General features: G+C 65.8%; 27 protein-coding genes and 1 pseudogene. All 28 read right to left on the bottom strand.

The window, feature by feature from the left end:
* Positions 1–170: 170 nt before the first annotated feature.
* Positions 171–311 (bottom strand): annotated as a pseudogene (locus PMX60_RS10205) (DUF6273 domain-containing protein); the annotation flags it as partial.
* A gap of 31 nt (positions 312–342) precedes the next feature.
* On the bottom strand, positions 343–813 hold the full coding sequence (locus PMX60_RS01490) for a hypothetical protein (RefSeq protein WP_271746642.1): 471 nt from the start codon (positions 811–813) through the stop codon (positions 343–345).
* Between the two features lie 104 nt (positions 814–917).
* Complete coding sequence (locus tag PMX60_RS01485; protein ID WP_271746641.1) at positions 918–1,826, bottom strand: DUF6273 domain-containing protein; 909 nt, start codon at positions 1,824–1,826, stop codon at positions 918–920.
* A gap of 9 nt (positions 1,827–1,835) precedes the next feature.
* Entirely contained in the window at positions 1,836–2,573 is a 738-nt protein-coding gene (locus PMX60_RS01480; protein WP_271746640.1) for a BppU family phage baseplate upper protein, read from the bottom strand.
* Positions 2,570–2,968, bottom strand: coding sequence for a hypothetical protein (locus PMX60_RS01475; RefSeq protein WP_271746639.1), 399 nt, complete (start codon positions 2,966–2,968; stop codon positions 2,570–2,572). Before PMX60_RS01475 ends, PMX60_RS01480 begins: the two co-directional genes overlap by 4 nt.
* A gap of 21 nt (positions 2,969–2,989) precedes the next feature.
* Positions 2,990–6,253, bottom strand: a complete 3,264-nt coding sequence (locus PMX60_RS01470; protein ID WP_271746638.1) for a phage tail protein — start codon at positions 6,251–6,253, stop codon at positions 2,990–2,992.
* Entirely contained in the window at positions 6,254–6,952 is a 699-nt protein-coding gene (locus PMX60_RS01465) for a distal tail protein Dit (RefSeq protein ID WP_271746637.1), read from the bottom strand. It abuts the gene before it with no gap.
* Positions 6,949–9,420 (bottom strand): phage tail protein, encoded by a 2,472-nt coding sequence (locus PMX60_RS01460; protein WP_271746636.1) that lies wholly within the window; start codon positions 9,418–9,420, stop codon positions 6,949–6,951. Before PMX60_RS01460 ends, PMX60_RS01465 begins: the two co-directional genes overlap by 4 nt.
* Positions 9,410–9,607 carry a hypothetical protein gene (locus tag PMX60_RS01455; protein WP_147356477.1) on the bottom strand — a complete coding sequence of 66 codons (198 nt, stop codon included), beginning with the start codon at positions 9,605–9,607 and terminating at the stop codon, positions 9,410–9,412. The genes PMX60_RS01460 and PMX60_RS01455 overlap by 11 nt, the downstream gene beginning before the upstream one ends.
* 152 nt (positions 9,608–9,759) lie before the next feature.
* A complete protein-coding gene (locus tag PMX60_RS01450; protein ID WP_195234087.1) occupies positions 9,760–10,053 on the bottom strand; it encodes a hypothetical protein in 294 nt (97 codons plus the stop codon).
* A complete protein-coding gene (locus PMX60_RS01445; protein WP_271746635.1) occupies positions 10,053–10,655 on the bottom strand; it encodes a phage tail tube protein in 603 nt (200 codons plus the stop codon). Before PMX60_RS01445 ends, PMX60_RS01450 begins: the two co-directional genes overlap by 1 nt.
* Positions 10,656–10,664: 9 nt before the next feature.
* On the bottom strand, positions 10,665–11,006 hold the full coding sequence (locus PMX60_RS01440) for a hypothetical protein (protein ID WP_271746634.1): 342 nt from the start codon (positions 11,004–11,006) through the stop codon (positions 10,665–10,667).
* Positions 11,006–11,296 carry a hypothetical protein gene (locus PMX60_RS01435; protein WP_271746633.1) on the bottom strand — a complete coding sequence of 97 codons (291 nt, stop codon included), beginning with the start codon at positions 11,294–11,296 and terminating at the stop codon, positions 11,006–11,008. The genes PMX60_RS01440 and PMX60_RS01435 overlap by 1 nt, the downstream gene beginning before the upstream one ends.
* A complete protein-coding gene (locus tag PMX60_RS01430) occupies positions 11,289–11,630 on the bottom strand; it encodes a hypothetical protein (RefSeq protein WP_271746631.1) in 342 nt (113 codons plus the stop codon). The genes PMX60_RS01435 and PMX60_RS01430 overlap by 8 nt, the downstream gene beginning before the upstream one ends.
* Positions 11,627–12,022 carry a Gp19/Gp15/Gp42 family protein gene (locus tag PMX60_RS01425; protein ID WP_271746630.1) on the bottom strand — a complete coding sequence of 132 codons (396 nt, stop codon included), beginning with the start codon at positions 12,020–12,022 and terminating at the stop codon, positions 11,627–11,629. Before PMX60_RS01425 ends, PMX60_RS01430 begins: the two co-directional genes overlap by 4 nt.
* A 2-nt stretch (positions 12,023–12,024) precedes the next feature.
* A complete protein-coding gene (locus PMX60_RS01420) occupies positions 12,025–12,222 on the bottom strand; it encodes a hypothetical protein (RefSeq protein ID WP_271746629.1) in 198 nt (65 codons plus the stop codon).
* A gap of 11 nt (positions 12,223–12,233) precedes the next feature.
* Positions 12,234–13,121 carry a phage major capsid protein gene (locus PMX60_RS01415; protein WP_271746628.1) on the bottom strand — a complete coding sequence of 296 codons (888 nt, stop codon included), beginning with the start codon at positions 13,119–13,121 and terminating at the stop codon, positions 12,234–12,236.
* Positions 13,122–13,146: 25 nt separating this feature from the next.
* The gene (locus PMX60_RS01410) at positions 13,147–13,605 is read right to left on the bottom strand and encodes a hypothetical protein (RefSeq protein WP_271746627.1); all 459 of its coding nucleotides are present in this window, start codon (positions 13,603–13,605) and stop codon (positions 13,147–13,149) included.
* Positions 13,606–13,835: 230 nt separating this feature from the next.
* Complete coding sequence (locus tag PMX60_RS01405) at positions 13,836–15,107, bottom strand: VG15 protein (RefSeq protein WP_271746625.1); 1,272 nt, start codon at positions 15,105–15,107, stop codon at positions 13,836–13,838.
* On the bottom strand, positions 15,088–16,506 hold the full coding sequence (locus tag PMX60_RS01400) for a phage portal protein (RefSeq protein ID WP_271746623.1): 1,419 nt from the start codon (positions 16,504–16,506) through the stop codon (positions 15,088–15,090). Before PMX60_RS01400 ends, PMX60_RS01405 begins: the two co-directional genes overlap by 20 nt.
* Positions 16,506–17,927 (bottom strand): terminase large subunit, encoded by a 1,422-nt coding sequence (locus tag PMX60_RS01395; RefSeq protein WP_271746622.1) that lies wholly within the window; start codon positions 17,925–17,927, stop codon positions 16,506–16,508. Before PMX60_RS01395 ends, PMX60_RS01400 begins: the two co-directional genes overlap by 1 nt.
* Entirely contained in the window at positions 17,927–18,358 is a 432-nt protein-coding gene (locus PMX60_RS01390) for a P27 family phage terminase small subunit (protein WP_271746621.1), read from the bottom strand. Before PMX60_RS01390 ends, PMX60_RS01395 begins: the two co-directional genes overlap by 1 nt.
* A gap of 246 nt (positions 18,359–18,604) precedes the next feature.
* Positions 18,605–18,886 carry an HNH endonuclease gene (locus PMX60_RS01385; protein WP_271746620.1) on the bottom strand — a complete coding sequence of 94 codons (282 nt, stop codon included), beginning with the start codon at positions 18,884–18,886 and terminating at the stop codon, positions 18,605–18,607.
* Entirely contained in the window at positions 18,883–19,083 is a 201-nt protein-coding gene (locus tag PMX60_RS01380) for a hypothetical protein (RefSeq protein WP_271746619.1), read from the bottom strand. The genes PMX60_RS01385 and PMX60_RS01380 overlap by 4 nt, the downstream gene beginning before the upstream one ends.
* On the bottom strand, positions 19,080–19,202 hold the full coding sequence (locus tag PMX60_RS01375) for a hypothetical protein (RefSeq protein ID WP_264291532.1): 123 nt from the start codon (positions 19,200–19,202) through the stop codon (positions 19,080–19,082). Before PMX60_RS01375 ends, PMX60_RS01380 begins: the two co-directional genes overlap by 4 nt.
* A gap of 377 nt (positions 19,203–19,579) precedes the next feature.
* Positions 19,580–19,756 carry a hypothetical protein gene (locus PMX60_RS01370; RefSeq protein WP_271746618.1) on the bottom strand — a complete coding sequence of 59 codons (177 nt, stop codon included), beginning with the start codon at positions 19,754–19,756 and terminating at the stop codon, positions 19,580–19,582.
* Positions 19,753–20,103, bottom strand: coding sequence for a helix-turn-helix domain-containing protein (locus PMX60_RS01365; RefSeq protein WP_271746616.1), 351 nt, complete (start codon positions 20,101–20,103; stop codon positions 19,753–19,755). Before PMX60_RS01365 ends, PMX60_RS01370 begins: the two co-directional genes overlap by 4 nt.
* Positions 20,104–20,198: 95 nt before the next feature.
* Entirely contained in the window at positions 20,199–20,588 is a 390-nt protein-coding gene (locus PMX60_RS01360) for a hypothetical protein (RefSeq protein WP_271746615.1), read from the bottom strand.
* Positions 20,589–20,603 lie beyond the last annotated feature (15 nt).

Here is a 20,603-nt window from a genome sequence, read left to right as displayed (position 1 = left end):
CAATGTGGCTCTGGCAGCCGCTTGAGGTATGGCCATGAAACGCGGCGAAGCCACGGAGCGCCGCGCCATGCAAGCAGCGTCCGGCCACCCTCGCGGGGTGCGTATTTACGGGCGCATGCCCGACGGTCGCGCCTTCCTTCCTCTTCGCGCTCTGCTTTCGGCCCTGGGGCCTACTCGGTCTGGCAATAAGGGAATCCGGGGCGGGGGCGAACCCAGACGTTCGTCGCCGAGTTGTAGTTGGCATTGCCGTTGTTGTTGACATAGCACACGTTGGACGCGGAGCCCGACGCAACGGAACGCAGCCACCAATTGTACCGATAAACAAGGCGCGACCGCCGTCCATTATAGCGAACGCAGGCGCTCTAGCTCGGCCTCGGCCTCGGCTATGCGCTCCTCGGTGGACTTCTTGCCGGTGACGCGCACGTTCTTGCGCGCGCCCTTCAGCAGCCTGATCTCCTCCTCGACCATGGCCGCCAGCCCCTCGAAGCGGTTGGCGTTCACGGGCAGGCCGATATCCATGAGGCACTGCATGTCCAGCATAAGCTGCTCGCAGTCCGCTATGGCCAGCGTCAGGTAGCGTTTCCACTCCAGCGCGTTGAACGAGCTGTTGGGGTAGAAACAGTCGGCGCGGTTGACGTTGTACACGATGCCGCGCGCCGTCTCCACGGTCGGCACCGCGTTCAGCAGCCTGTAGGCCTTGGGCACTACTGAGGAGGACGCCATCAGCTTATTAACCTCAACGCGGATGGCGATGGCCTGTGTGAAGAACTTGTACTCGGACACCTCGCGGTTGCGCTGGTAGACGCCGCTCACGTGCACCTCCTGGGGAAACTGGCGGAAAAAACGGCCCGCTTCGCGGGCAGGAGGCGACCGCGCAAGGCGGTCGCCTAGAAGCAGAGTATAGAGCACTCGGCTGGCTAGCCGACGAGGAAGCCGGGGCGGGGGCGAACCCAGACGTTCGCCGCCGAGGTGTAGTTGGCAGTGCCGCCGCTGGCGACATAGCACACGTAGGACGCGGAGCCCGACGCAACGGAACGCAGCCACCAACGGTACCGATTTCCGTTGACTCGGTGAGCGGTGTCGCGGAACAGGTCCCACTGGCAGTCGAAGCCGACGCTGTAGCCCTTGGTGCCCCACACTGGGCAGCCGTACACCTCCATCTCGGACAGCGAGAACACCTTGCCGATATCCTGCCAGCTCCACGAGTTGGAGTCGTTGAGCGCGCCGCTTGCGCTGTAACGCTCCTCCAGCAGGACGCGCTGGGTCAGCAGGTACTTGGTCAGCCCCTCGGGCAGGCAGGCCTCGAAGGCCGTCTCCCACGCCTTGAGGTTGCTGTTGGGGTAGGGGCATTTCCGGTCGGCGGTGCCCTGGTTCGTGTTGGTCGTGTTCCACATCAGGAAGCTGTCGTTGACAACGCCGGTCACGGTCTTGGCCACGGCGATGGGCGCGGAGGCCACGAACGCGATGTGGTGGCCTTTGGAGCTGTCGCCGCAGCAGTAGTACGGGTCGAAGTGCGCCAGGAGGAAGCGCACGGACTGCTGGGCCGCCACGCCCGACGCGCTTACCAGCGGCACGTCGATGTAGTCTCCCACGCGCAGGCCCGCGAAGTTGCCGTTGGCGGCTCGCTTGTGCAGCGCGTCGTACACGCTGCCGTTGCCGATCTCTCCAGCCAGGATGGTGGCGATGTTCTGCCCGCCGTACTTGCCGATTTGGCCCTGGCGGTTGTACTCGGCGTTGTTGAGCGCCGTCTGCGCGTTGCTGCGCGCGGTATCGTCGATGACGTTGAGCGGCTGGCCGCCTACGACCAGCGTCTTTGCATTTGCCATTTATCCTCCTTAGGAAAGGGTTACCGTGCTGCCCGATACCGAGCACGTGCTGCCGAACGTCACCGTGTCCCCGGATACCGACGCCTTGCCGGCAGGGCAGTAGACCGTGCCGTCCATGTAGATGAACTTGTCTGTCGCGTCGGCGAGCATCGTCGCGAGCTGGCCGTTCTGGCGGCGCAGCTCGGCGATGTCGGACTCGCCGGCGGCGCCCTGCGCCGCCGCGTTCGCGATCTGCAATGCCGCGCTTGCCGCCGCATCGGCCCTCGACGCCGCACCGCTAGCGGCGGATGCCGCATCGAACGCGGATTGACCGAGCCGAGATAGCTCAGTGCTCCACTTCCTATAGAGCTCGTCGAGCTCCTGGTCGTAGCTGACGGCAGGCCCTGTTGTCCCGTCCACATTTTCCAGGATGACGAGCGCGAAGTCCTCGGTCGTCTCGGAGGCCCCGTTGGCGCTGTAGAACTCGAAGTATGCCAGCCTGCACCTGCCGGTGCCGTTGACGGCCTCCGGCGCCAGCGTGGCGCTCACCGATACCGTGCCGACGGTGGCGGCGCAGCGAGCCCACGTGCCGTCGGCATGGAGCACGCACAGGCGCGCTGACTGGTAGGTCGGCGTGTAGGCGGCGCCGTCCGTGGTGAGTGTCGCGGTCACCCGCTGGGTCTGGGTCTCGCCCCGGCGCACGGTGACGCGCTGCGGGATGGTGCCCGGGCGCTTACGCATGTCGAGTGATATGGCGTGGTTGATCATTCCTTGGCCTCCAGCGCCCTGAGCGCGGCGAGCGCGGCCTTGAAGGCCTCGACCGGGTCGACGGCCTCGGCCCCCTCCCCCGTCTCCTCGGCCGTGGCCGGCTGCGGGTCGACGATGGCCGAGAGCGCGTCGAAGCACGCCACGGTGGCAGCCGTGCGCTTGTCGACGTACCCGGCGGTCGCCAGCGGGATGCCGTTGACCGTGGGGTCTGGCTTGCGGACGTCCGCGGCCTTGACGACCTCGCGCGAGCCGTCGTCGTACTGGGCGACAAATATGAGTCCGGCGTCCTCGGCGCGCTGGAGCACGTCCGGGTCGTACTCCGTCAGGCACTGCTCGTTATTGCCGATGATGTCGTGGACCGCGTAGCCCACGACGATTTTCTTGCTTGCTTCCATTCCTTCTTGTCCTTTCATCTCTTATCCGCTCCACCCGGACGGCATGGTCGACACGCCGATCAGCAGGCCGTTCCTGAACTCGAGCACCGACGATGTCTGGGACTGGTCGTTGAAATATTTCTTGCCGTTCTCCGTGTAAAGCGGGTGGTATGCCGCTCCGACCTTGGTCGTCAGGCCTGACCACGTCGTGACGCTCGTGTCGGCGCTGCCGCTCACGCTGAGCCTCGGGGTCGAGACTCGCACGACGCCCTGTCCCTGCAGCTGCAGTCCGTGGTAGATAATCGACGGATTGTCGATGTCATGTGAGGTTGAGGAGCATTCGATGTATCCGTACTGCGTGCCGTCCTTGAACCCAGCCAGCTTCCCGCTCGAGTCGAGTTCCATGGCGTACCTGCTGCTGCGGTTTCCACCGGTGAAGCTTCCGGTCGCCGTGATGTTCTTCGCCGTCATGTAGTTGGTCGTCAGCACGCCTTCCTTGAGGTTCCACGAGTTGCGCCCCTTTGCGTCCGCGAGAGTCCCGGTTGCGATGTATGTCGCGTTGACGTAGACCCTGTTGTTGCTCATGTAGAGCCCCTGGTCGGCACCGTTGTTGGTCAGGCGGTCGAAGATGGCCTTCTGGTCCATCTGCTCGTCGTAGGCGCTCAGGATGCCGTCGGCGTAGTCCGACGCGTTCTTCTGCTCGATGGCGTGGCGCGCCCCGGTCGCGGCATCGGCGTAGTCCTTGACCGCGCTCGAGTAGGCTCCGAATGCGGCGTCGTACTCGTGCATGGCAGCCTTGAGCTCCTCGGCGGTCTTGCATATGATCACCTTGTCGACCTTGTCGGCATAGGAGCCGTACGTGCCGCCCTCATCGGTCGTGCCGAAGGCCTTGGTGTAGCGGGGGCCGAGGACGGACGAGAGGAACTGGGCGCTGAGGGCCTTGTTCGACTTCAGCGCGTTGTACTGGCTCGTGAGCTCCTCGCGCTCTTTGTCCACGTCCTGCTTGGCCTTCTTGACCGCCGCCCTCTCCGCCTCGGTCACCACACCGTCTTTGGCGAGGTCCTGCACCGTCGTGTCGAGGCCGTTGAGCGAGCCCGTCAGGTCGTGCGCGCTCTGATAGGCCTTGTTGTACGCGGCTTCCAGCACCGGCGCCGTGTGGGTGACGCTGCCGTCGCCGTAGGTGACGCGCTCCATCGACCAGACGAAGTATCCGTTCGACCATTGCGGGAGGTCCTCGGACCATCCCAGCTCTGGGTTCTGCGCATTAATTGGCGGCACGCTGTCCGACTGGTTCCTCGCGTACAGCTTCACGCGCGAGACGATGGCACTGCCGGCCATCTGGTTTGATCCGTTGATGGCCTTGGCGAGGCACGGCGCGGTGTACGTGACCGAGCCGTCCGTCCACGTGATCTTGCTCCTCGTCCAGATGTACTTGCCCTTCGCCCACGCGGGCTGTGCCTCAGACCAGCTGCCTCCGGACTGCGCGGTGGCGCTCATGGACAGGTAGTACTGCTCCACGATGCCTTTCACGCCGGTGCCGGTGGAGCCCTTGTCGCCCTTCGCGCCATCAGTGCCGTCCCTGCCACTGATGCACACGGGCTCGCTGTACTCGATGTCTCCGGACTGCATGGTGGTCTTGGTGCGCGTCCAGATGTACTTGCCCGACACCCATTGCGGCGCCGTGGTCTGCCATCCGCCCTGCGGCTCGGTGACGCGCGACGTTCCCTGGGCGTACTCGACGTCCACCGACGCTATCACGGCATCGGCGACGGCGATGTCCTTGCCGTCGAGCTTGGCGCCGGGGCCTAGATGGACCTCGCTCTCGTCGAGGTTCCAGTAGTTCTTGCCGCTCCTGTCTTGGATGGTTCCGGCCTTGATCAGGTCGCCCATGAGCGTGCCGACCGTGATTAGGTCGGCGGTGAAGCCCGCGCCGGTGCCGAAGGTGCGCCAGTCCCACGAGCCGTCGGCCTTGCAGCCGGAGGCGATGCGGAAGCCCTGCGAGCACAGCTGCATGGCGCTGCCCTTGCCCGTGGTCGAGCGGCCGTTTGCGTCCATGGGCACGGATGCGTAGATTGTCCCCTGCTCGAAGCTGGTGAAGGTGTAGCTGCTGCCGGACATGTTGAACTGGGCGTTCATCGCGTCCATGACCTGCTGGAGGTACGACGGCGGCGTGGATGCCGCCACGTCCCAGCTGGACGAGCGCTTGGACAGGCTGGACACTTTCTGCTGCTGCGCCAGCAACATGTCCGCAATTGTCTCGGTCACGTTGCCGAGCGTCACGCGGACGGTGCCGCCGAGCTCATCGGTGACGAGCTTGGTCACGCGGCCCTCGCAGCGCAGCGCCGGGCTGAATGCCGTATCGACGATCTGGACGTCGTCGCCCACGGCGACGCCCTCCCACTCGCGTCCGAACTGCACGAGGTCGACGGCGTCGGCCTCGTAAGTCACTCCCGGCTCTTTGCGGGAGCCGAAGTACGCGCGGGTCTCGGCGAGCAGCGTCGCCGCGTCCTCGCAATTTGGATTTTCATATTGCCCGAACACGTGGGCGTGCCCGCCCCTGCCGTCAGGTCGCCCGTACAGCTTGAGCGCGGTCGCGTCCTCCACGTAGTTCTTGCCGTTGTTAATGTCGCCGAAGGTCAGCTTGCGGCCGTATCCGCCGGTATCCGTCTCGATACCCTTGCCGTAGCCGTAGCAGGCCGTTATCGCCCCGTAATGCTCGGTGCGGGAGACGGATGCCAGGTCCTTGGTGTAGGTGAACCGGCGGTGACCGCCCTTCGCGCCTCGGTGCGAGCGGATGCCCACCCTGCGAGAGGCCACCCTACCGCCGGATACGGTGATTTCAGTCTCAAGCTCGCCGCCGCATTTCAAGATTGACTGGAGAGCCTCGCGCGACGAGGTGTGGTAGAAGGTCAGGCCCTTGTCGACGGTGCCGGTCTGGTCGACCGTTCCGGCGGTCCAGCGGGTCGGCCCAAGGCAGACATTCAGCGCCTGCAAGAAGCCGTAGCCGTAGGGGCGCTTGTCCTCGATATAGTCGCCGTACGTCTCGCAGATTGAGTTGATCGCCGTGTCCGTGTAGACCGTATCGCCTCCGGCGTGGAGGCCCTTGGGGTCTTGGCAGACGTGCTCGTGGACCTTGCCGAGGCGGTCGGCCCACACGAGGCGGTAGCCCTGCTTGAGCGCGAAGGTCGTGGCGATGTCCACGCTGTCCTCGCCGTTGAGCTCGTCGGTATGGGTGAGGGCGAGCAGCTCCTCGGGGCCGATTGTCGATACGTAGGCGTCCTGCCACGTGTATACGTCAATTCGCACCTAGAGCCACCTCTCCTCCCATTCGAGCGTCGCGGTGCCGCCGCTCGTCTTGATCTGCTGCACGCCGTCGAGCGAGAAGAAGTCGCTCGCGACGGTCACGGGCCAGTCCGCGCCGTTGACGGTGCAGCGCTCGGCGCGCATGTCCAGCACGACGGTCTGTGCGCCCGTGAACGACGCCTCGACGCGGACGAACCGCCCGGTCGAGACGTTGGTGATTGTCCAGCTCGAGCCTGCCGGGGGCCTGCACGTGACCGTAGGGTAGGCCCTGTAGTTGCCACCGGCGGCGACGGCGCGCTGGGATGCCGACACCTGCTCGGAGCGCCGCTGCCCGTAGGCGGCGGGGTCTGCACAGTAGAACCCGAGCGTGAGATTCGGCATGTGCGCGTTGCGCCCCTGCTCCGCCCCTCCCCTGTAGCGCGCGAGCATGTAGCGCTCGGGGGCGTCGTCGAGCACGAGGGCCTTCTCGCCGCCGGACAGCGCCGAGGCGAGCACGGCCCTTGCCTCGGCGACCTCGTCGAGGGAGCCGCCGACGATGTTGCAGTCGACCGCTATCTCGACGGGCTCGAGGCCCGTGGCACGGACGTGCGTGCCGTCCATGCCGGGGACCTCGGTCTCATCGAGCCGCACCTTGGGGACAACCGGTCTCGTGACCTTGGTCACCAGCAGGTACGGCGTGAGGTCGATTCCGCCGAATATCATGCGAACCCCCTTGCGGCGAGCGTGTGCCTGCCTCGCATCGCGATGGCGGAGGAGACGCGCTCCGAGTCGATGTACATGTTTCCGTCCTTGTCCCGGATCTGCTCGAGGACGGACAGGATGCCGGCGAGGGCGTCGTCTGAATCCTCCTCGGGACGCGCAGGCGTGTAGACCGCGGACGGCGCGACGGTCAGGCCCGTCGAGAGCATCCCCTGCGCGGTGTCCATGGCGCCGCTGATGGCGGAGACCACGGTGCCGGTGCCGGAGCCGATGCCCTGCGCCCAGCCCTGCATGAGGGCCTTGCCCGAGAAGGTCGTGTAGCCGTGCCCGGAGAAGGGGCCGACCTTTGCCGGCGAGAACGGGAAGAAGGAGCGGATTCTGGAGACTGCGCCGGAGACCGCCGAGGTCACCGAGCCGATTGCGGACATAATGCCGTCCTTCAGGCCGTTGAGTATCGACTTGCCGGAGTTGAAGAGCCAGTTTCTCGCACCCGAGAAGAACCCGGTGATCTTGCCCTTGATGCTCGTGACGGTCCTGTAGACGGAGTTGATTCCGTTGGAAGCCGCGCTCTTGATGCCCTCCCAGATGGACGAGCAGGCGCTCTTGATGCTCCCCCACATGCTCGACCACGTGGAGCTGATGCTGTTGAGCACGGAGCTGATCACGCCGCTGACCTGATTTATCGCCGAGTTGACGGCGAACTTGATGCGTCCCCAGACGACCTCGGCGAAGTCGCGGACGGTGTCCCACACGCTTGACCAAATCGAGCTGATTCCGTCGAGCGCGGACGTTATCACGGACTCGACGACCCCGATGGCCGCCCGCACGGCGAACTCAATCTGAGACCAGACGAGCTCGGCTACCGACTTGATGGTGTTCCAGACCGTATCCCAGTCTCCGCTTATCGCGGCGGTGACCGTGGAGATGACTGCCTGCACCACGGCCATCGCGACCTGGACGGCAGTGGAGATTGCGCCCATCACCCCGGTAAGCACGGCCGAGATGACCGGCCAGACCGCGTTCCAGACGGCGGAGATGATGCCCATCGCCACCTGGATGGCGCCCTGGATGAGCGGCATCGCCGCCAGCACTGCGGACAGCACGGACTGCACGGCGGGCATGGCGATGGCGACGAGCTGCGAGACGGTCGTCATCACATCCGCGATGACGTTGACCAGGAAGCCGATGACCGGCGACAGCGCCTGCACGATGCCGAGCACCACCTGTATGCCGGTGGAGAGCACCGGCAGCACGGCCTGCGCGATGTTGAGCAGCGCCGTGCCGATTGGCGCGATGAGCGGAGCGATGAACCCGATTGCCGCCTTGATGCCGTTGCCGACGGACGTGGCCACGCCCAGGATTGCCTGAAGCGCCGAGCAGATCTGCGAGGAGTCCAGCTTCGGCAGCTTGATACCGATGCCGGCGAGCGCCCCGACGGCGATGTTCCACGCCGTGGCGAGCGCCTCGGATACGATGGGCGTGAGCACCGACGCGATGCCGGAGAGCGCCGCGGGGAGCGCCTTGATGATGCCCTGCCCGATCTGCGCGACGCGCGGCGCGATGTTCTTGGCGACCGCGCCGACGGACGTGAGCAGCTGCTCGGTGAGCTGCGAGAAGTCCACGTCGTCTCGGCCCAGACCGGTGAGGAAGTTCTCCCACGATGCCTTGGCCATGCCGATGGAGCCGGAGATGGTCGTCGCGGCCTCCTTGGAGGTCGTGCCGGTGATGCCCATCTCGGACTGCACGGTGTGGATAGCCTCGACCACGTCGGCGTAGCTGTCGATGGTGAGGTCGGCGGTCTTGCCCTGCGCCGCGCGCAGCTTGTTGGCGTCCACGATGAGTCGCTCCATCTCGGACTTCGTGCCGCCGTAGCCCAGCTTCAGGTTGTCCAGCATCGTATAGTTTTGCTTGGCAAAACCTTGGTAGGCGTTCTGGACGTCGGCCATGTCCGAGCCCATCTTGTTGACGTTGTCCGCCATGTCGCCCATCGCCGTGTTGGCGGACTCGGCGGCCTTCGCCACGTCGCCGCCGCACGAGCTCACGAGCGATGCGGCGAAGCTGGTCGCCTGGGTCATGTATTGGTTTGCGCTCATGCCGCACGTCTTGTACGCTTCCGCGGCGTATCCCTGCAGTTTGCCGGACGCGGAGCCGAAGAGCGTATCGACGCCGCCGACCAGCTGCTCGTAGTCGGCGTATGCGGATACCGCAGCGCCGCCGATTGCGGTCACCGCCGTGGTGAGCGCGCCCATGCCAGCCGCGGCGACGGTCCCGACGCCCCTGGCGACGGTGCCGAGCCCGCTCAGCAGCCCGCCCGAGCGCTTGACGCCGCCGTCCACGCCGGAGGTCATCGAGTCGCCGAATGACTTTCCGGCCTTGGAGCCCGTATCGCCGAACTCCGAGCAGATGCTGCCGGCGAAGCCCTTCATGGACGGCATGAGCGTGATGCACGCCGAGCCTACGCTAGTCGCCATCCCGTCCTCCTAATCCTAGAATCTCGTCGATTTCCGCCCTGTTCGCGAGGGCGTTGCGCTGGTGCCTCTTGAGCTCCGCGAGCTGCCCGGGCGTCTTGAGCGGCTGCGGCTCCTGCGGCGGCCGGTGCTTCTTGTCGCTCAGCCCCCACGCGAGGCTCCTGAGCTGATGCTCGATGCGCCAGAGCATGTACGTCTCCTCGCTCCATTTGAGCTCCGGGTACATGCGGCGCGCGCACCTCGACTCCTTCGGCAGCTGCTCCCACAGGAGGGCGGCGCGCCGGAGGTCGTCCGGTCCGCCCTCGAGCGGGAGGTCGATGCCGTAGTACTGGCGGAAGTCCGCTACGACTTCTGCGCGGTGCCCTTCGAGCTCGAGGACGAACCCTGGGAGTTTTTTGCCTTCGCCGCCTCGAATGCGGCCTGCATGAGCGTGCCCGTGGACTCGACGGAGCCGCCGAGGCGCTCCATGTACTCCTCGTCGCGGCCAGCGAAGACGCGCTCGAAGGCCTCGAACATCCCGCCCGGCTCGGTCTCGCTCTTGGCGAACTGCTTGTTGGTCTTGTAGCTGAGCAGCTCGTCGAGGTCGGCGGTGAACTCGCCGTCGATGCCGGGGATGGTGAACGTGAGCTCGGTCATTACTTGCCCTCCGCGGTCTCGGCGGCCTTGGCGACAGCGGTCTCGGTGGACTGGATGTAGTCGTAGCAGGTGTTGCCGTCATCGTCGGTAAGGTACTTGACCGTGAGGGCGCGCGCAGCGAGCTCGCCAACGGCGAGGGTGAGGTCGTCCAGCTCGGAGGACTGGGCGAGCGGCACGACCTTGCGCCAGCGGCGGCCGTCCTTGAGCACGAGCTCGAGCACGGCGGGCCACGTCTCAGTGGAGTCGCCGTTGTGCTTGACCGTGATCATGCCAGCCTCGTCCTTGACGTTGCCGGAGCCGTACATGACCTTGAGGGTCGCGGCCTTGATCTCGGCGAGCGTGAGCTGCGCGCTCTCGACGCGGGAGGTCTGCGGCGACGCCATGAGGTCGCCGTTCATGTCCTTGATGTCCTCGGAGTCGGTGTCGAGCGTCTCGACGTAGCCGTCCTCGCTGATGTAGCCGAGGCATTTCCACGCCTCGGGCAGCGCGGTCGTGTAGTCGGTCGGCAGCGCCGTTCCGACGGGAGCGGTGAAGATGTAGCCGCCCTTGACTCCCTTGGCGCTGGAGACGTTGGCGACGTTGTTCTTGTTGCTTTCTGCCATGATTGCTCCTTATTCGCAGATGGTCAGGTTGATGTTCGTCTGGTATCTGGGAGTCCCCGTGTCGGGGTCGTCCCATCGGTACGTGCCGTCGGGCACGGCGGAGAACACGTTCGGCTCGTCCTCGATGGCGGAGCACGCCCGCTCGACGGCCTCGGCGATCTCGCGTGCGCGCCTGCGGGTCTTCGCCCACGACGTGGCGAGCACGTGCGGCGACTGGATGAACCGTGTCGCGCTCGTGGCGGCGAGGGTGACCTGGACGAACTCATCTGGTCTCTCGCGCGGAACGTCCGGCACGCACTTGATGCCGGTCGCGCGCATAAGGCGCTGGGCCACTACCCTCTCGATGTCCATCAGTCACCTCCGAAGATTGCCTGCAAGCGGTTGTGCTTCTTCTCGCTGCGGAAGGCGTGGACGCCCTCTGTGTGGAGCGAGCGCCCCTTGGCGAGGGAGCCGCCCATAACGTCACACACGTATCCCGTGTCGCCAGACTTCTTCTCGAGCGATGCGTTGGCGGACGCGATGACGGCGTTTGCCTTCTGGTCGAGCATGGCCTGCACGCCCCCGCCGTTCATGACCTCGGCGTATCCGCCGCGGTTCCAGCCCTTCCACTTGATCTTGACCTCGCACTTCGCCTTAGCCATCGGTTCGGGTCACCTCGCAGGTGAGGTCCCAGGGGCCGGGCGTATTGGCCGCTGTGTATCGCTTGGGGTCGCCGACAACCTTGTAGTCGGTACCTCGCACCGTGACGGTCGCGTCCTTGAGGTCCACATCCGCGCCCTTCGGGAAGCAGAGCGTGTAGGCGACCGTCACGCCGTTCGGGCGCGTCGAGTCGAGGTCGGCGGTCGCGCCGGGGCAGACCACGACGTTGTCGACCGCCGTCTCGGTCACCGTCTCGCCGGTAGGCTCGCCCAGCTCGTCGAACGACTGGGCCGCATAGCGCACGGTCACGGTCTCGCCGGATATGAGGTACATCATTCGGTCACCCCTCCCCTCTCCAAAGGCGTGAGCGCCCCGAGCGCCTGACCGGTGAGGCCGAGGCGCCTGAGGTCGTTCTTCCCGAGGTACATCTCGCCGAGCGCCGAGCCGTAGGTCACCGATGCGGTGTAGATTCCGGCCCCCTGGCTGTACTGCGTGGCGCCCGCCATCGCGGACGGTGCCGTGAGCACGCGGTTGACGAGTAGGCAGCACACGGCGGTGGCGGCACGGTCGAATGCCGGGCACGCCCCCTCGGTGTACTCACCGATTCGGTCCTCGAATGCCGCTAGCATCAGGTCGGATGCGTCCTGCAGCAGCACCCCGGTGCGGGCCTCGTCCGCGGGCTCGCCGTAGCGGCCCCTGTAGTCGTCCACGCTGGCGAGCGCGGCCATGGCTACTCGGCCTCCATGATCCCGGCGTCGATGAGGGCCTGAACGACCTTCGCGACGGTCGGGCTGGCGCCGGGATTGGCGACCTTCTTGGGCAGCACGAGCGGCTTGCCGTCGGTGGACACGAACGCGACGTGCTGCGGGAGGATGCTGGACGCCTTGTCCGCGTCCTCCACGATGAACTTCTGGACTAGATGAGCCATCTCGGTACCCCCTAGGCGCTCTTGAGGACGGCGAAGGCCTTGGGGTCGAGTACCGCGTAGGCCAGCACGGCCTCGGTGCGGTAGGCGATCTGGTTGTAGCCCTTCAGGTCCTGACCGGTGTTGTCGGGGTCGCCGTACTCGATGACCTCGGCGGTGATGTCGCGGACCATGCCCCACTTGATGGCGGAGAAGTCGCCCATGATGGCGGAGACCTTGGTCGGGGTCTTTGCGAGGCGGCCGTTCACGGTTCCGGACACGGAGGCGGGGATGCCGTCGAGGTTGCCCACGTTGAGGGACAACGGCACCTCGGGGTACAGACGCTGTCCGGTGGCCGGGACGCGCAGCTTGCGCAGCTCGGAAGCGAACTGTCGGCTCATGGCGATTCCGTTGATGCCGTAGTCGAGCAGGGCGTCGGAGAGGGAGTCGATGTCGTCGACCGGGGAGTCGGTCTTGGTGACGCTGTGGACGTTCTCGTCCGCGGTCAGGGCGGTGTAGCCGCTGAGGGCGAGGCCGGTCTTGGGGTTGATGGCGTGGTAGATGATGTAGTCGAGCGCGCGGCCCGCGGCGGCGGTCTGGTCGGCGATGATGTTGGAGATGATCTCCAGCTGGTTGTCCTCGTCGGCCCACTTCAGCTCGTCGGAGACGCGCGTGGTCGTGACGATCTTGGCGCGCTTTGCGACCACGGGGTCGGTGGAGATCTCGGAGCCGGACTTCTTGCCGCCCTCGGCGACGACCTCGGCCTCTGCGGTCGGGTTGAACACGAGATAGGTCGTGTCGGCGAACTTCTGCGGCGTGCTGGGGCTCAGCGTGGCGATGGTGGAGGTGTCCTTCACCTTGCCGATGATGGTGGAGACCACGCTGGACGGCAGCGTGATTTTCTTGGTGTCGTTTGCAGCCATTTCTGTGCCTTTCTTCGGGTTTGGCTTACTTCAGGAGGCGCTTGGCGAAGTCTCGCAGCGCCTCGTCCCCGTCCTTGCCGCCCTTGTCGAAGCTGCCGGGCTTCTCCACTCGCGGCGCGGGCTTTGTCTTGAAGGCGGCGAGCATCTTGTCGCACCATTCGGCCATGCTCTCCTCGTCCTCGCCGACGATGAGCTCGGCGGGGACTCCCTTCTCCTGCGCGACCTTGGCGGCGGTCTTGGCTCGCGCCTCGGCCTTCTCCTTGGCGTCGAGTCGCTTCTCGAGCTCCGCGACCTTCTCGTCGGCGGTCTTCTTCGCCTGGTTGGCCTCGTCGAGTGCGCTTGCCGCGCCCTTGTTGGCCTTGGCCTGCTTCTCCCACTTGCGGGAGTGCGCCTTCTCGGCCTCGTAGAGCGCCTTGTAGTCGGGCTCCTCGCCCCCGGTCGGCTCCGTACCGCCCGTGGGCTCCGTGTTGGTCTCTACTGCCATGTCGCGTCCTTTCCCGGACCGTGCGGCCCGTCGGGCCAGCCGTGCGGCCGAACCCCTTAGATGTACGTTTCGGGCCGTGCGGCCCTGTCGCGCGGCAGTGTCCTACGGGCGTGAGATTTGGCCTGTTTGGCGTTTTTCGGCATGAAAAAAGCCGCCCGTGGGCGGCCATGCGGTATGATGAGATCAGGCGGAAGCTGTTTGACTCACCTATTGAGACATGCAGCTCCCGCCTATTTTTTTATCGTTTGGAGCGACCCGTCGTGCCCCAGCATCCGCACTTCAGAGATTCCATACCTCTTCATGTACTTGCGTATCCACGCTTCGGCTTGGCTGTCGGTGACCGACTTGTTCTCGCTGACATCGAAGACGGCGAACCGCACTCCGTTCTTGTTGGCCACGGACTTCATGTGCGACTTGAACGTGTTCTCCGATTTCGACGTGTACACGGTCTTGATTTCGATGCCCGTGGACAGGTCGGCGCGGCTTACGGTCGTTTTTCCCTGCGCGTTCTCGCTCTTCAGGTGCACTTCGTCTTCCCAGAACTCGGTCTTGTAGCCCAGTGCCGCCAGCTTCTCCGCGGTTCTCCTCTCTCCGGGGTCTACCCTCCACCTCTTTACCTTGTCGCGCCTCACCGCATCGTCCGTGAACGTTATGCCCTTATGCTCACCGCCGGCGTACCAAGACGGGTCGCGCAGCTCTATCTCGGATGCGACGCGGTTGTTGAGGTAGGCGGTGTACGCCTTCCCCTCCTTGTTGCCGTGGCGCCTCACGAGCGCTTCGCGTTCGTCCTCCGGCATTGCGTACCAATCGGAGGCGATGCCGTCGCGGCCTCCGAGCGCGGCCAGGCAGTCGTTATACCTCTCGTACATCCCGTCAGGGTCGTATCCCTTGACCGTAGTCACCCCGTCGAAGCCGGGAACGATTCGGCAGTCGCAGTGCGCGTGCGAGTGCTCGGCCGCCTCCTCGGTCTTGGCGTAGAAGCCGAACGACGCGAGCATGAGGCAGAACCCGCACGTCTCGCCGCGGGGAACGCGGGCGTACCACGGCTTCGCCGGGTCTTTGCGCGCGTTGTGGGCGACGCACCTGTTGGCGGCGCGCCTGATCTCCTCGTCGACCCTCGTGACGCACCGAGAGACGAACACCTCGGGGGCGCCCTCGACGACCTTGCCGATGAAATACCTCACCGCGCCGAGCGTGGCGTCCGGGTCTCGCATGGACTCGGCGACCGCCCGATACTTCCCGGGGAAGCCCTGCGACGCCCTGACCGCGTCGTAGTATTCGGCTGCCCTGGCGGCGGCGCACGTGTCGGCGTAGTACCCGAGCACCGCCTCGATCGTCTCGTAGGCCCTCTCGCGGAGAGCGGCGACATCGCCGCCACCGCCGCGCTCCCAGCTCGACAGCAGGGACTCGAGCGCCGGCCTCACCTTCGCCTGGGCGTCTGCCGACAGCGCGTTCACCTCATCGGTCAGCTCGTCCAGCAGGCTAGTCGGCACCGCCGCCATTCTCGCCCTCCTTCGGCTCGAACAGCGATGCGATAGCCGCGCCCGCCTGCGCCTTCTTGGCATCCGACTCGATGCGTTGGATCTGCTCGTCCGTGTAGTCGAGCATCTCGTAAGCGACCGTGGAGTTGGCGAGCTTGGGGAGCGCCTGCACCTGCTTGAGCAGCGCGTCTGACAGGCTCACCGTGGACGGGTACGCCGGGGACAGGAATCGCGGGTTGATCTCATGCCCCGCGTCGCGCTCGGTGGCGAAATCGGTGCCGTTCGCCACGGCGAGCGCCATGTAGGCCACGTTGCGCAGCGCCGTGCCGTTGTCGCGGTTGAGGTTCTTGGCGTCGATGACCAAGGGCTCCAGGGACGCGGCGATAGCGTCCGAGGAGGACGGGTTGTCGTTGGACACGCCGAAGAAGCTCACCGGCACGTTGGTCACGGCCGACATCTGGCAGGCGAGCTGGCGCAGGTACTCCGTGAGCGGTGCCATCTGGAGCTGCGCGGACTGCCAGACCGTGGGCTTGTCGCCGTCCGGGTCTTTCGTGATCTCGTTGACCGCGCCCATCGAGGCGTCGTACTTGTTGCCGTCGTTGAGCATCTTCTTGTAGGTGCCCAGTAGCCAAGTCTGCGGCAGGGTCGCGGCCTCGGCGGCGACCTCCATTCGGGCGCGCTGCCGGATGGCGTCGTCGGTGATGCTCATCACGGAGCGGCTTATGCGCGAGGTGCCGAAGGGGCGCTCGAGCGTCGCGCCGTGTGCCATCGGCTCCATGAGGCAGCGCCCCATCGAGTGCTCGCGGTACTCGGCTACCCACGAGCCGCCGTCGCGCGTGAGCACCACGAGGCTGTCGTCGGTGAGCAGGTGCACCACGGTCGGCACGCGCTCGGTGTCGCCGGGCATCTTCTTGGACTCAGCCACGACGATGCCCGCCCTGATGGCCTTGCGAGCGTCGTCCCACAGGGCCGCCGCCGCGGTGGCGGGGTATGCCGAGATGACCGGGTAGCCGCCGCCGTCCGTCACGGTCCAGAAGCCGCAGCAGTGCTTCAGCTCGCCGATGAGGTTCTTGCGGTAGAGGCGCTCCAGCTGGTTCGACTCGCAGATGGCGCGGAGGGCCTTGCTCGTCTGCTCGTCCGCGCACGTGTAACCGTTGAAGATGGAGCGGTCCGCCAGGGCGTGCACGGCCTTGCGGGGCCAGTCGACGCGCGGGTTGATCTTCTTGGCGAGGCTCGCCGGCATGGCGATGCCGAGGTCCTTCACCGACACGTGCCCGAGGTAGTAGTCCTCGCGCTCGAGATTGCTGGCGCGGTGCTCGCGCCAGACGGTCATGAGCTCGCGGACGAGCGCCGCGTCGCCCGGCTCCAAGCCTGCGGCGGATGCTACCTGCCCCGCCAGTTCCATGTTCACTGCTGCCATCAGAAGCTGGCCTCCTGTTCCCTTCGCGGGTCTCGTTTCGTTGTTCTCGCCGCCCAGAGGGCGAGCGATGCGGACTCGATGGGGGCGGCGATGGAGTCGGGACCGTCCTCGAAGCCCCACCCGTCCCTGCCGATGTCGCGCTTGAGCGACTTGCGCGCCGAGTCGTCGAGCGCCGGCGACTCGATGTGCGAGAGCGTGCCCGAGTCGACCTCGTCCTTGAGCATCGACGCCGCAGCCTGCACGATTGCCGGGGTTCCCATCTCGAGTGCGCACTTGCTGAAGCCGCCGTCGAGCATCCGCCGCTTGAGCGCGTCCGCTCCGGACTTGCCGTCGATGCAGACGCACGCGATCTCGTCTCGGTTGCGCAGGAGCATGTCCGAGATCGCGACCGTTCCGCCCGAAGCGCCCATCACGTCGTACAGCTCGACGTAGGACGGTCCGTCCCTGTCGGCGAGCGCCCAGGACACCGCGGCGCGGGAGCCGTCCACGGAGAACTTCACGCCGAAGGCGAGCTTTCCGCCGGTGGGCGCTGAGTCGCGCCGGCACCCGTCCCACTTCTTGGAGGACAGGGCGTAGAGGAGCGAGCCTCCCGTCTTCGCCCACCATCCGAGACGCTCGCGCGCGAACACGTCGGGCTGCATCTGCTCGGACTCGCCCTTGACGGCCTCGTAGTTGAGCACGGTGCCCATGGACGGGTTGAACTCGTACCATCTCGACTCGTCGTGGACGTCGCCTATCTCGTCCGCGCCCCACTCGATCCACGCCATCTCGGACTCGCCGTCGTGCACGTCGTCGTGGAGGTCGCGGAACACCGTGCCGACGTTGTCGGGGCCTGGCGGCGTTCCGAGGTAGATGGTCTGCGGGTTGTGCATCGCGCTCGCCGAGATTGCAGGCAGGGACGCCGCCTGCTGCGTGTCCGTGAGCTCCTGCGCCTCGTCGTAGATGAGCACGTCGTAGGTCTTGCCTCGCGCCAGCGAGTTGGTGCGGGTGGTGAAGCGAATGAGTCCGCCGTTCTTGAGGCTGATGGCCTGCTGCCCGTTCGTCTTGCGCACGGCGAGCAGGAGGTCGTGCAGCTCGGTCTCGTCCTCGTCCTCGAATGGCTGGGACAGCTCCTTGAACATCTGGTCGGAGGTGTCGCCGTGCTGGCAGGTGTACAGGATCTTCTCGCCGTTGAGCGCGCCGTAGAAGCACCTGGCGCGCACGACCCAGCTCTTTCCGTTCTGGCGCGGGATGGAGATGCCCAGCGTGCGCAGCAGGTACTTGTCGCGCGCGTCGCGGGCCAGCATCGCGTCGAGCAGGTGCGGCTGCCACGGCAGCGGGTCGCCGAAGTAGGCGGTCGCGAGCTCGCAGGCCATCTCGCCGTCGCCGCTGAGGTCCTCCGGGACGTTGGCCTCGTATGTCGGCGTCTGCCTGGGCTCCATCAGGCGCCCGCCGCCTTGGCCTTGCGCTCGCGGTCGGCGAACATGAGGCTCAGCACCCTAGCGCCGTCGCTCTGCGGACGCGCCTGCTGCACCTGGATGGGCACCGCCTTGCGCGACAGCCCGAGCAGCTCGTTGAGCGCGCGTATCTCGGCTGTCGCCTGCTTGAGCACGGACACGGCGGGGTGCGGACGCTCCATGATGGCGTGCCGCCCGTTCTTCGCCTTGACTGGCTTGTAGCCGACGGGGTCGAGCACCTTCACGGACTTGCCCCTGCTCATCGCGTCCTCCGCAGCCTTCGCCACGGCGTGCCAGTAGCACAGCAGCGCGAGGTTCGGCGCGTCCTCGTCGGAGAAGCGCCCCGATGCGGTTACGCTCGCCCAGATATGCGATTGATAGTCGTCGGATGCGACCGATTCCGGCATCTCCGGCATCACGGCCTCCTTTCTCGTGCCCGCATTGTGCGATGCGTGTGAGATTCGCGGCCTACCCCCGCCCTGGGGTCATGGGGCGGGGGGAAATCGGCACTGAGCAGCATGGGTGTCCTTGCACCCCGGGGAGGGGCGATGCCCCCGCCATCGGCGGCTCAGCGCCCCGGAAAAGCAGTGGGGCGCAGCCGTGCCGACGACCGCGCCTCCAGTTAGGCTTTTCAGCCTCGCCTATTCAGTTATCTCGAGCCTTCAGAACAGCCTCGTGCGCCTTATCTCGACGGGCTTCGCGTCACCAGGCATGTGCTTGCCCTTCCTCTGGTTGCAGATGCGGTGCGCCGCGTCGAGGTTCGAGTAGTCAAGCACCGCGCCGCCCCTCGCCCTCGGCACCACGTGGTCGGCCTCGAAGCTCCACGGCGTGCCGGGCGGCAGGCTGTAGTCTATGGGCTGGCCGCATATGTGGCACGGCCTGCCCTCGGCGCGGAGCCTCGCCTTGAGCTTGCGCTCGGCGTTGCCGTTGGAGCTCCACGTCATGCCAGGCGCTTCCTCGCGAGGTAGTCCTTCTTCACCGACAGGGTCGGGGTCTCGTCGGTGCTTCCTATCTTGATGGTGAGCGTTATGGGAGGCAGCACGAACCTCTCGTCGATGTCCCCCGCCACGTCGTCCACCATTGACTCCAGCAAGGCCGCGGCGTCGCGGAGCTGCTGCGCCACCCTCTCGCCGGCGCTCATGCGACCAGCCCCGCGAGCACCTGCCAGCACCACACGACGGCGGCGGCGCACAGCAGCACGAGTGCCGTCACGATGAGGCACCCGATGAGCTTGCCGGCCAGCCTTACGATCCCGTCCATTCAATCCTCCAATCTCACCCGCACGCCATGCGCACGAGAACGGTCAAAACCACGGCGAGCGCCCATGCGGACCTCGCCGCCCACGCCAGCAGCGCCGCCAGCGGCATCAGCCACAGAACATGTCGCACGCCGCCTCCTGCATGTCCCTCATGTGGTTCGCTATCCATGGGAGCGCCCAGTAGGCGACGTCGCTCGGCTCCGCGTCCGCCCCGTCGAACTCCTGCCGGAAGGCGTTGTCGAACTCCACCTCGCAGATGCCGTAGTCACAGCAGCACTCGTACATCTTGGTGCATTCGGCGCACGTCGGCCCGCCTCCGCAGTGCCTGTCGATTGCCGCGTCGGTGCATCCGGGAGGCAGGTTGTAGCCGCTGCCTGGCTCACAACTGCCGTCCAATGCTGGTCACCTCCTCGCACCAGGACTCGCACGCGTACATCTCGACGTACCAGTGCGCATCGTCCTTTATCTCCTCCAGAATCTCCTCGAGCGGCCTGTCCGCGTCGAGCTCCTCGTCGGGAATGTCCACGACGTGGGTCTGCGTGATCTCGAATCTCATCTCTCCACCTTCTTCCTCACGATGTCGCGCGGGTCTTCGCCCATCGCCTCCGCCAGATTGAGCAGCAGGTTCATCTTCACTTCCCTGCCGTCGCGGATGGCATGGCCCAGGCTGCTGAGATTGACGCCGGCCGCACGCGCCAGCTGCTTGAGCGGCACGTGGTTGTCGGTTCTCCAGTGGGCGATCTTCTCGGCGTCCAAAACGTATTCCGTAGTCATGGCTCGATGGCCGGCTCGCTTCGCGCAGTAGTATTCGCAGGTGGCCTCGTAACTTCCCATGATGAAGCCGTCAATCTTGCAGGCGCGCCCGTCGTAGTTGGCGCACGTGCCGCACGTCTTCCCATTCATTTCGCCCTCCAGTTCCACAGGTCGATTGATGCGTTCCGAGCCGCCTCGGGAGGGACGTTGCGTCCACGAGTCTCCTGGAATCGGAAAGCCATTCATCAGTCCTCACCTCTCAGCTTGCGGATGCGCTCCTGGATGGCCTTGAGTGCCAGCGAATCGCAATGGCATTGACTATCCCTTGGCAGGACGCACGTGGAGCATTCTTCCGACGGACTGTACGCGCAAAGGCTATCCGCCTTAATGCACCTGTCCAAGTCCTCTTCCAGCTTCTCCCAGCTATCGGGCTGGGTAAGGTACATGAGCTCGGGATCGAGTTTCCTGCCCGCGTCCGTGACCGCGCGCCAGCAGTTCCTCCACTCTTTCTCAAGGTCGGAATCGGTCGTGAACACCCAGTACACGATGTTTCGGGCCGTGCCGCCGTAGCCGTACATCACCTTGGTGCCCAGCGGAATCTCTCGCCCCTCGGCGTCCTTTGGTAAGTGAATCATCGTTTTCTCCTATCT

This window comes from Collinsella aerofaciens (assembly GCF_028206995.1).
In the GTDB taxonomy this organism is placed as follows: Bacteria; Actinomycetota; Coriobacteriia; order Coriobacteriales; family Coriobacteriaceae; genus Collinsella; species Collinsella aerofaciens_AQ.
Note: the sequence above shows the minus strand (reverse complement) of the source record. Positions and strands in the feature narration are given on the sequence as shown.

Coding starts and splice junctions, on each gene's coding strand:
- PMX60_RS01445 (WP_271746635.1), bottom strand. CDS start 10,655: ATGGCAGAAAGCAACAAGAACAACGTCGCCAACGTCTCCAGCGCCAAG.
- PMX60_RS01365 (WP_271746616.1), bottom strand. CDS start 20,103: ATGAATGGGAAGACGTGCGGCACGTGCGCCAACTACGACGGGCGCGCC.
- PMX60_RS01400 (WP_271746623.1), bottom strand. CDS start 16,506: ATGGCAGCAGTGAACATGGAACTGGCGGGGCAGGTAGCATCCGCCGCA.
- PMX60_RS01420 (WP_271746629.1), bottom strand. CDS start 12,222: ATGGCTCATCTAGTCCAGAAGTTCATCGTGGAGGACGCGGACAAGGCG.
- PMX60_RS01465 (WP_271746637.1), bottom strand. CDS start 6,952: ATGATATTCGGCGGAATCGACCTCACGCCGTACCTGCTGGTGACCAAG.
- PMX60_RS01440 (WP_271746634.1), bottom strand. CDS start 11,006: ATGGACATCGAGAGGGTAGTGGCCCAGCGCCTTATGCGCGCGACCGGC.
- PMX60_RS01480 (WP_271746640.1), bottom strand. CDS start 2,573: ATGATCAACCACGCCATATCACTCGACATGCGTAAGCGCCCGGGCACC.
- PMX60_RS01450 (WP_195234087.1), bottom strand. CDS start 10,053: ATGACCGAGCTCACGTTCACCATCCCCGGCATCGACGGCGAGTTCACC.
- PMX60_RS01395 (WP_271746622.1), bottom strand. CDS start 17,927: ATGGAGCCCAGGCAGACGCCGACATACGAGGCCAACGTCCCGGAGGAC.
- PMX60_RS01360 (WP_271746615.1), bottom strand. CDS start 20,588: ATGATTCACTTACCAAAGGACGCCGAGGGGCGAGAGATTCCGCTGGGC.
- PMX60_RS01425 (WP_271746630.1), bottom strand. CDS start 12,022: ATGGCCGCGCTCGCCAGCGTGGACGACTACAGGGGCCGCTACGGCGAG.
- PMX60_RS01485 (WP_271746641.1), bottom strand. CDS start 1,826: ATGGCAAATGCAAAGACGCTGGTCGTAGGCGGCCAGCCGCTCAACGTC.
- PMX60_RS01370 (WP_271746618.1), bottom strand. CDS start 19,756: ATGAGATTCGAGATCACGCAGACCCACGTCGTGGACATTCCCGACGAG.
- PMX60_RS01415 (WP_271746628.1), bottom strand. CDS start 13,121: ATGGCTGCAAACGACACCAAGAAAATCACGCTGCCGTCCAGCGTGGTC.
- PMX60_RS01475 (WP_271746639.1), bottom strand. CDS start 2,968: ATGGAAGCAAGCAAGAAAATCGTCGTGGGCTACGCGGTCCACGACATC.
- PMX60_RS01380 (WP_271746619.1), bottom strand. CDS start 19,083: ATGAGCGCCGGCGAGAGGGTGGCGCAGCAGCTCCGCGACGCCGCGGCC.
- PMX60_RS01430 (WP_271746631.1), bottom strand. CDS start 11,630: ATGATGTACCTCATATCCGGCGAGACCGTGACCGTGCGCTATGCGGCC.
- PMX60_RS01410 (WP_271746627.1), bottom strand. CDS start 13,605: ATGGCAGTAGAGACCAACACGGAGCCCACGGGCGGTACGGAGCCGACC.
- PMX60_RS01460 (WP_271746636.1), bottom strand. CDS start 9,420: ATGGCGACTAGCGTAGGCTCGGCGTGCATCACGCTCATGCCGTCCATG.
- PMX60_RS01435 (WP_271746633.1), bottom strand. CDS start 11,296: ATGGCTAAGGCGAAGTGCGAGGTCAAGATCAAGTGGAAGGGCTGGAAC.
- PMX60_RS01375 (WP_264291532.1), bottom strand. CDS start 19,202: ATGGACGGGATCGTAAGGCTGGCCGGCAAGCTCATCGGGTGCCTCATC.
- PMX60_RS01385 (WP_271746620.1), bottom strand. CDS start 18,886: ATGACGTGGAGCTCCAACGGCAACGCCGAGCGCAAGCTCAAGGCGAGG.
- PMX60_RS01390 (WP_271746621.1), bottom strand. CDS start 18,358: ATGCCGGAGATGCCGGAATCGGTCGCATCCGACGACTATCAATCGCAT.
- PMX60_RS01455 (WP_147356477.1), bottom strand. CDS start 9,607: ATGCTCTGGCGCATCGAGCATCAGCTCAGGAGCCTCGCGTGGGGGCTG.
- PMX60_RS01405 (WP_271746625.1), bottom strand. CDS start 15,107: ATGGCGGCGGTGCCGACTAGCCTGCTGGACGAGCTGACCGATGAGGTG.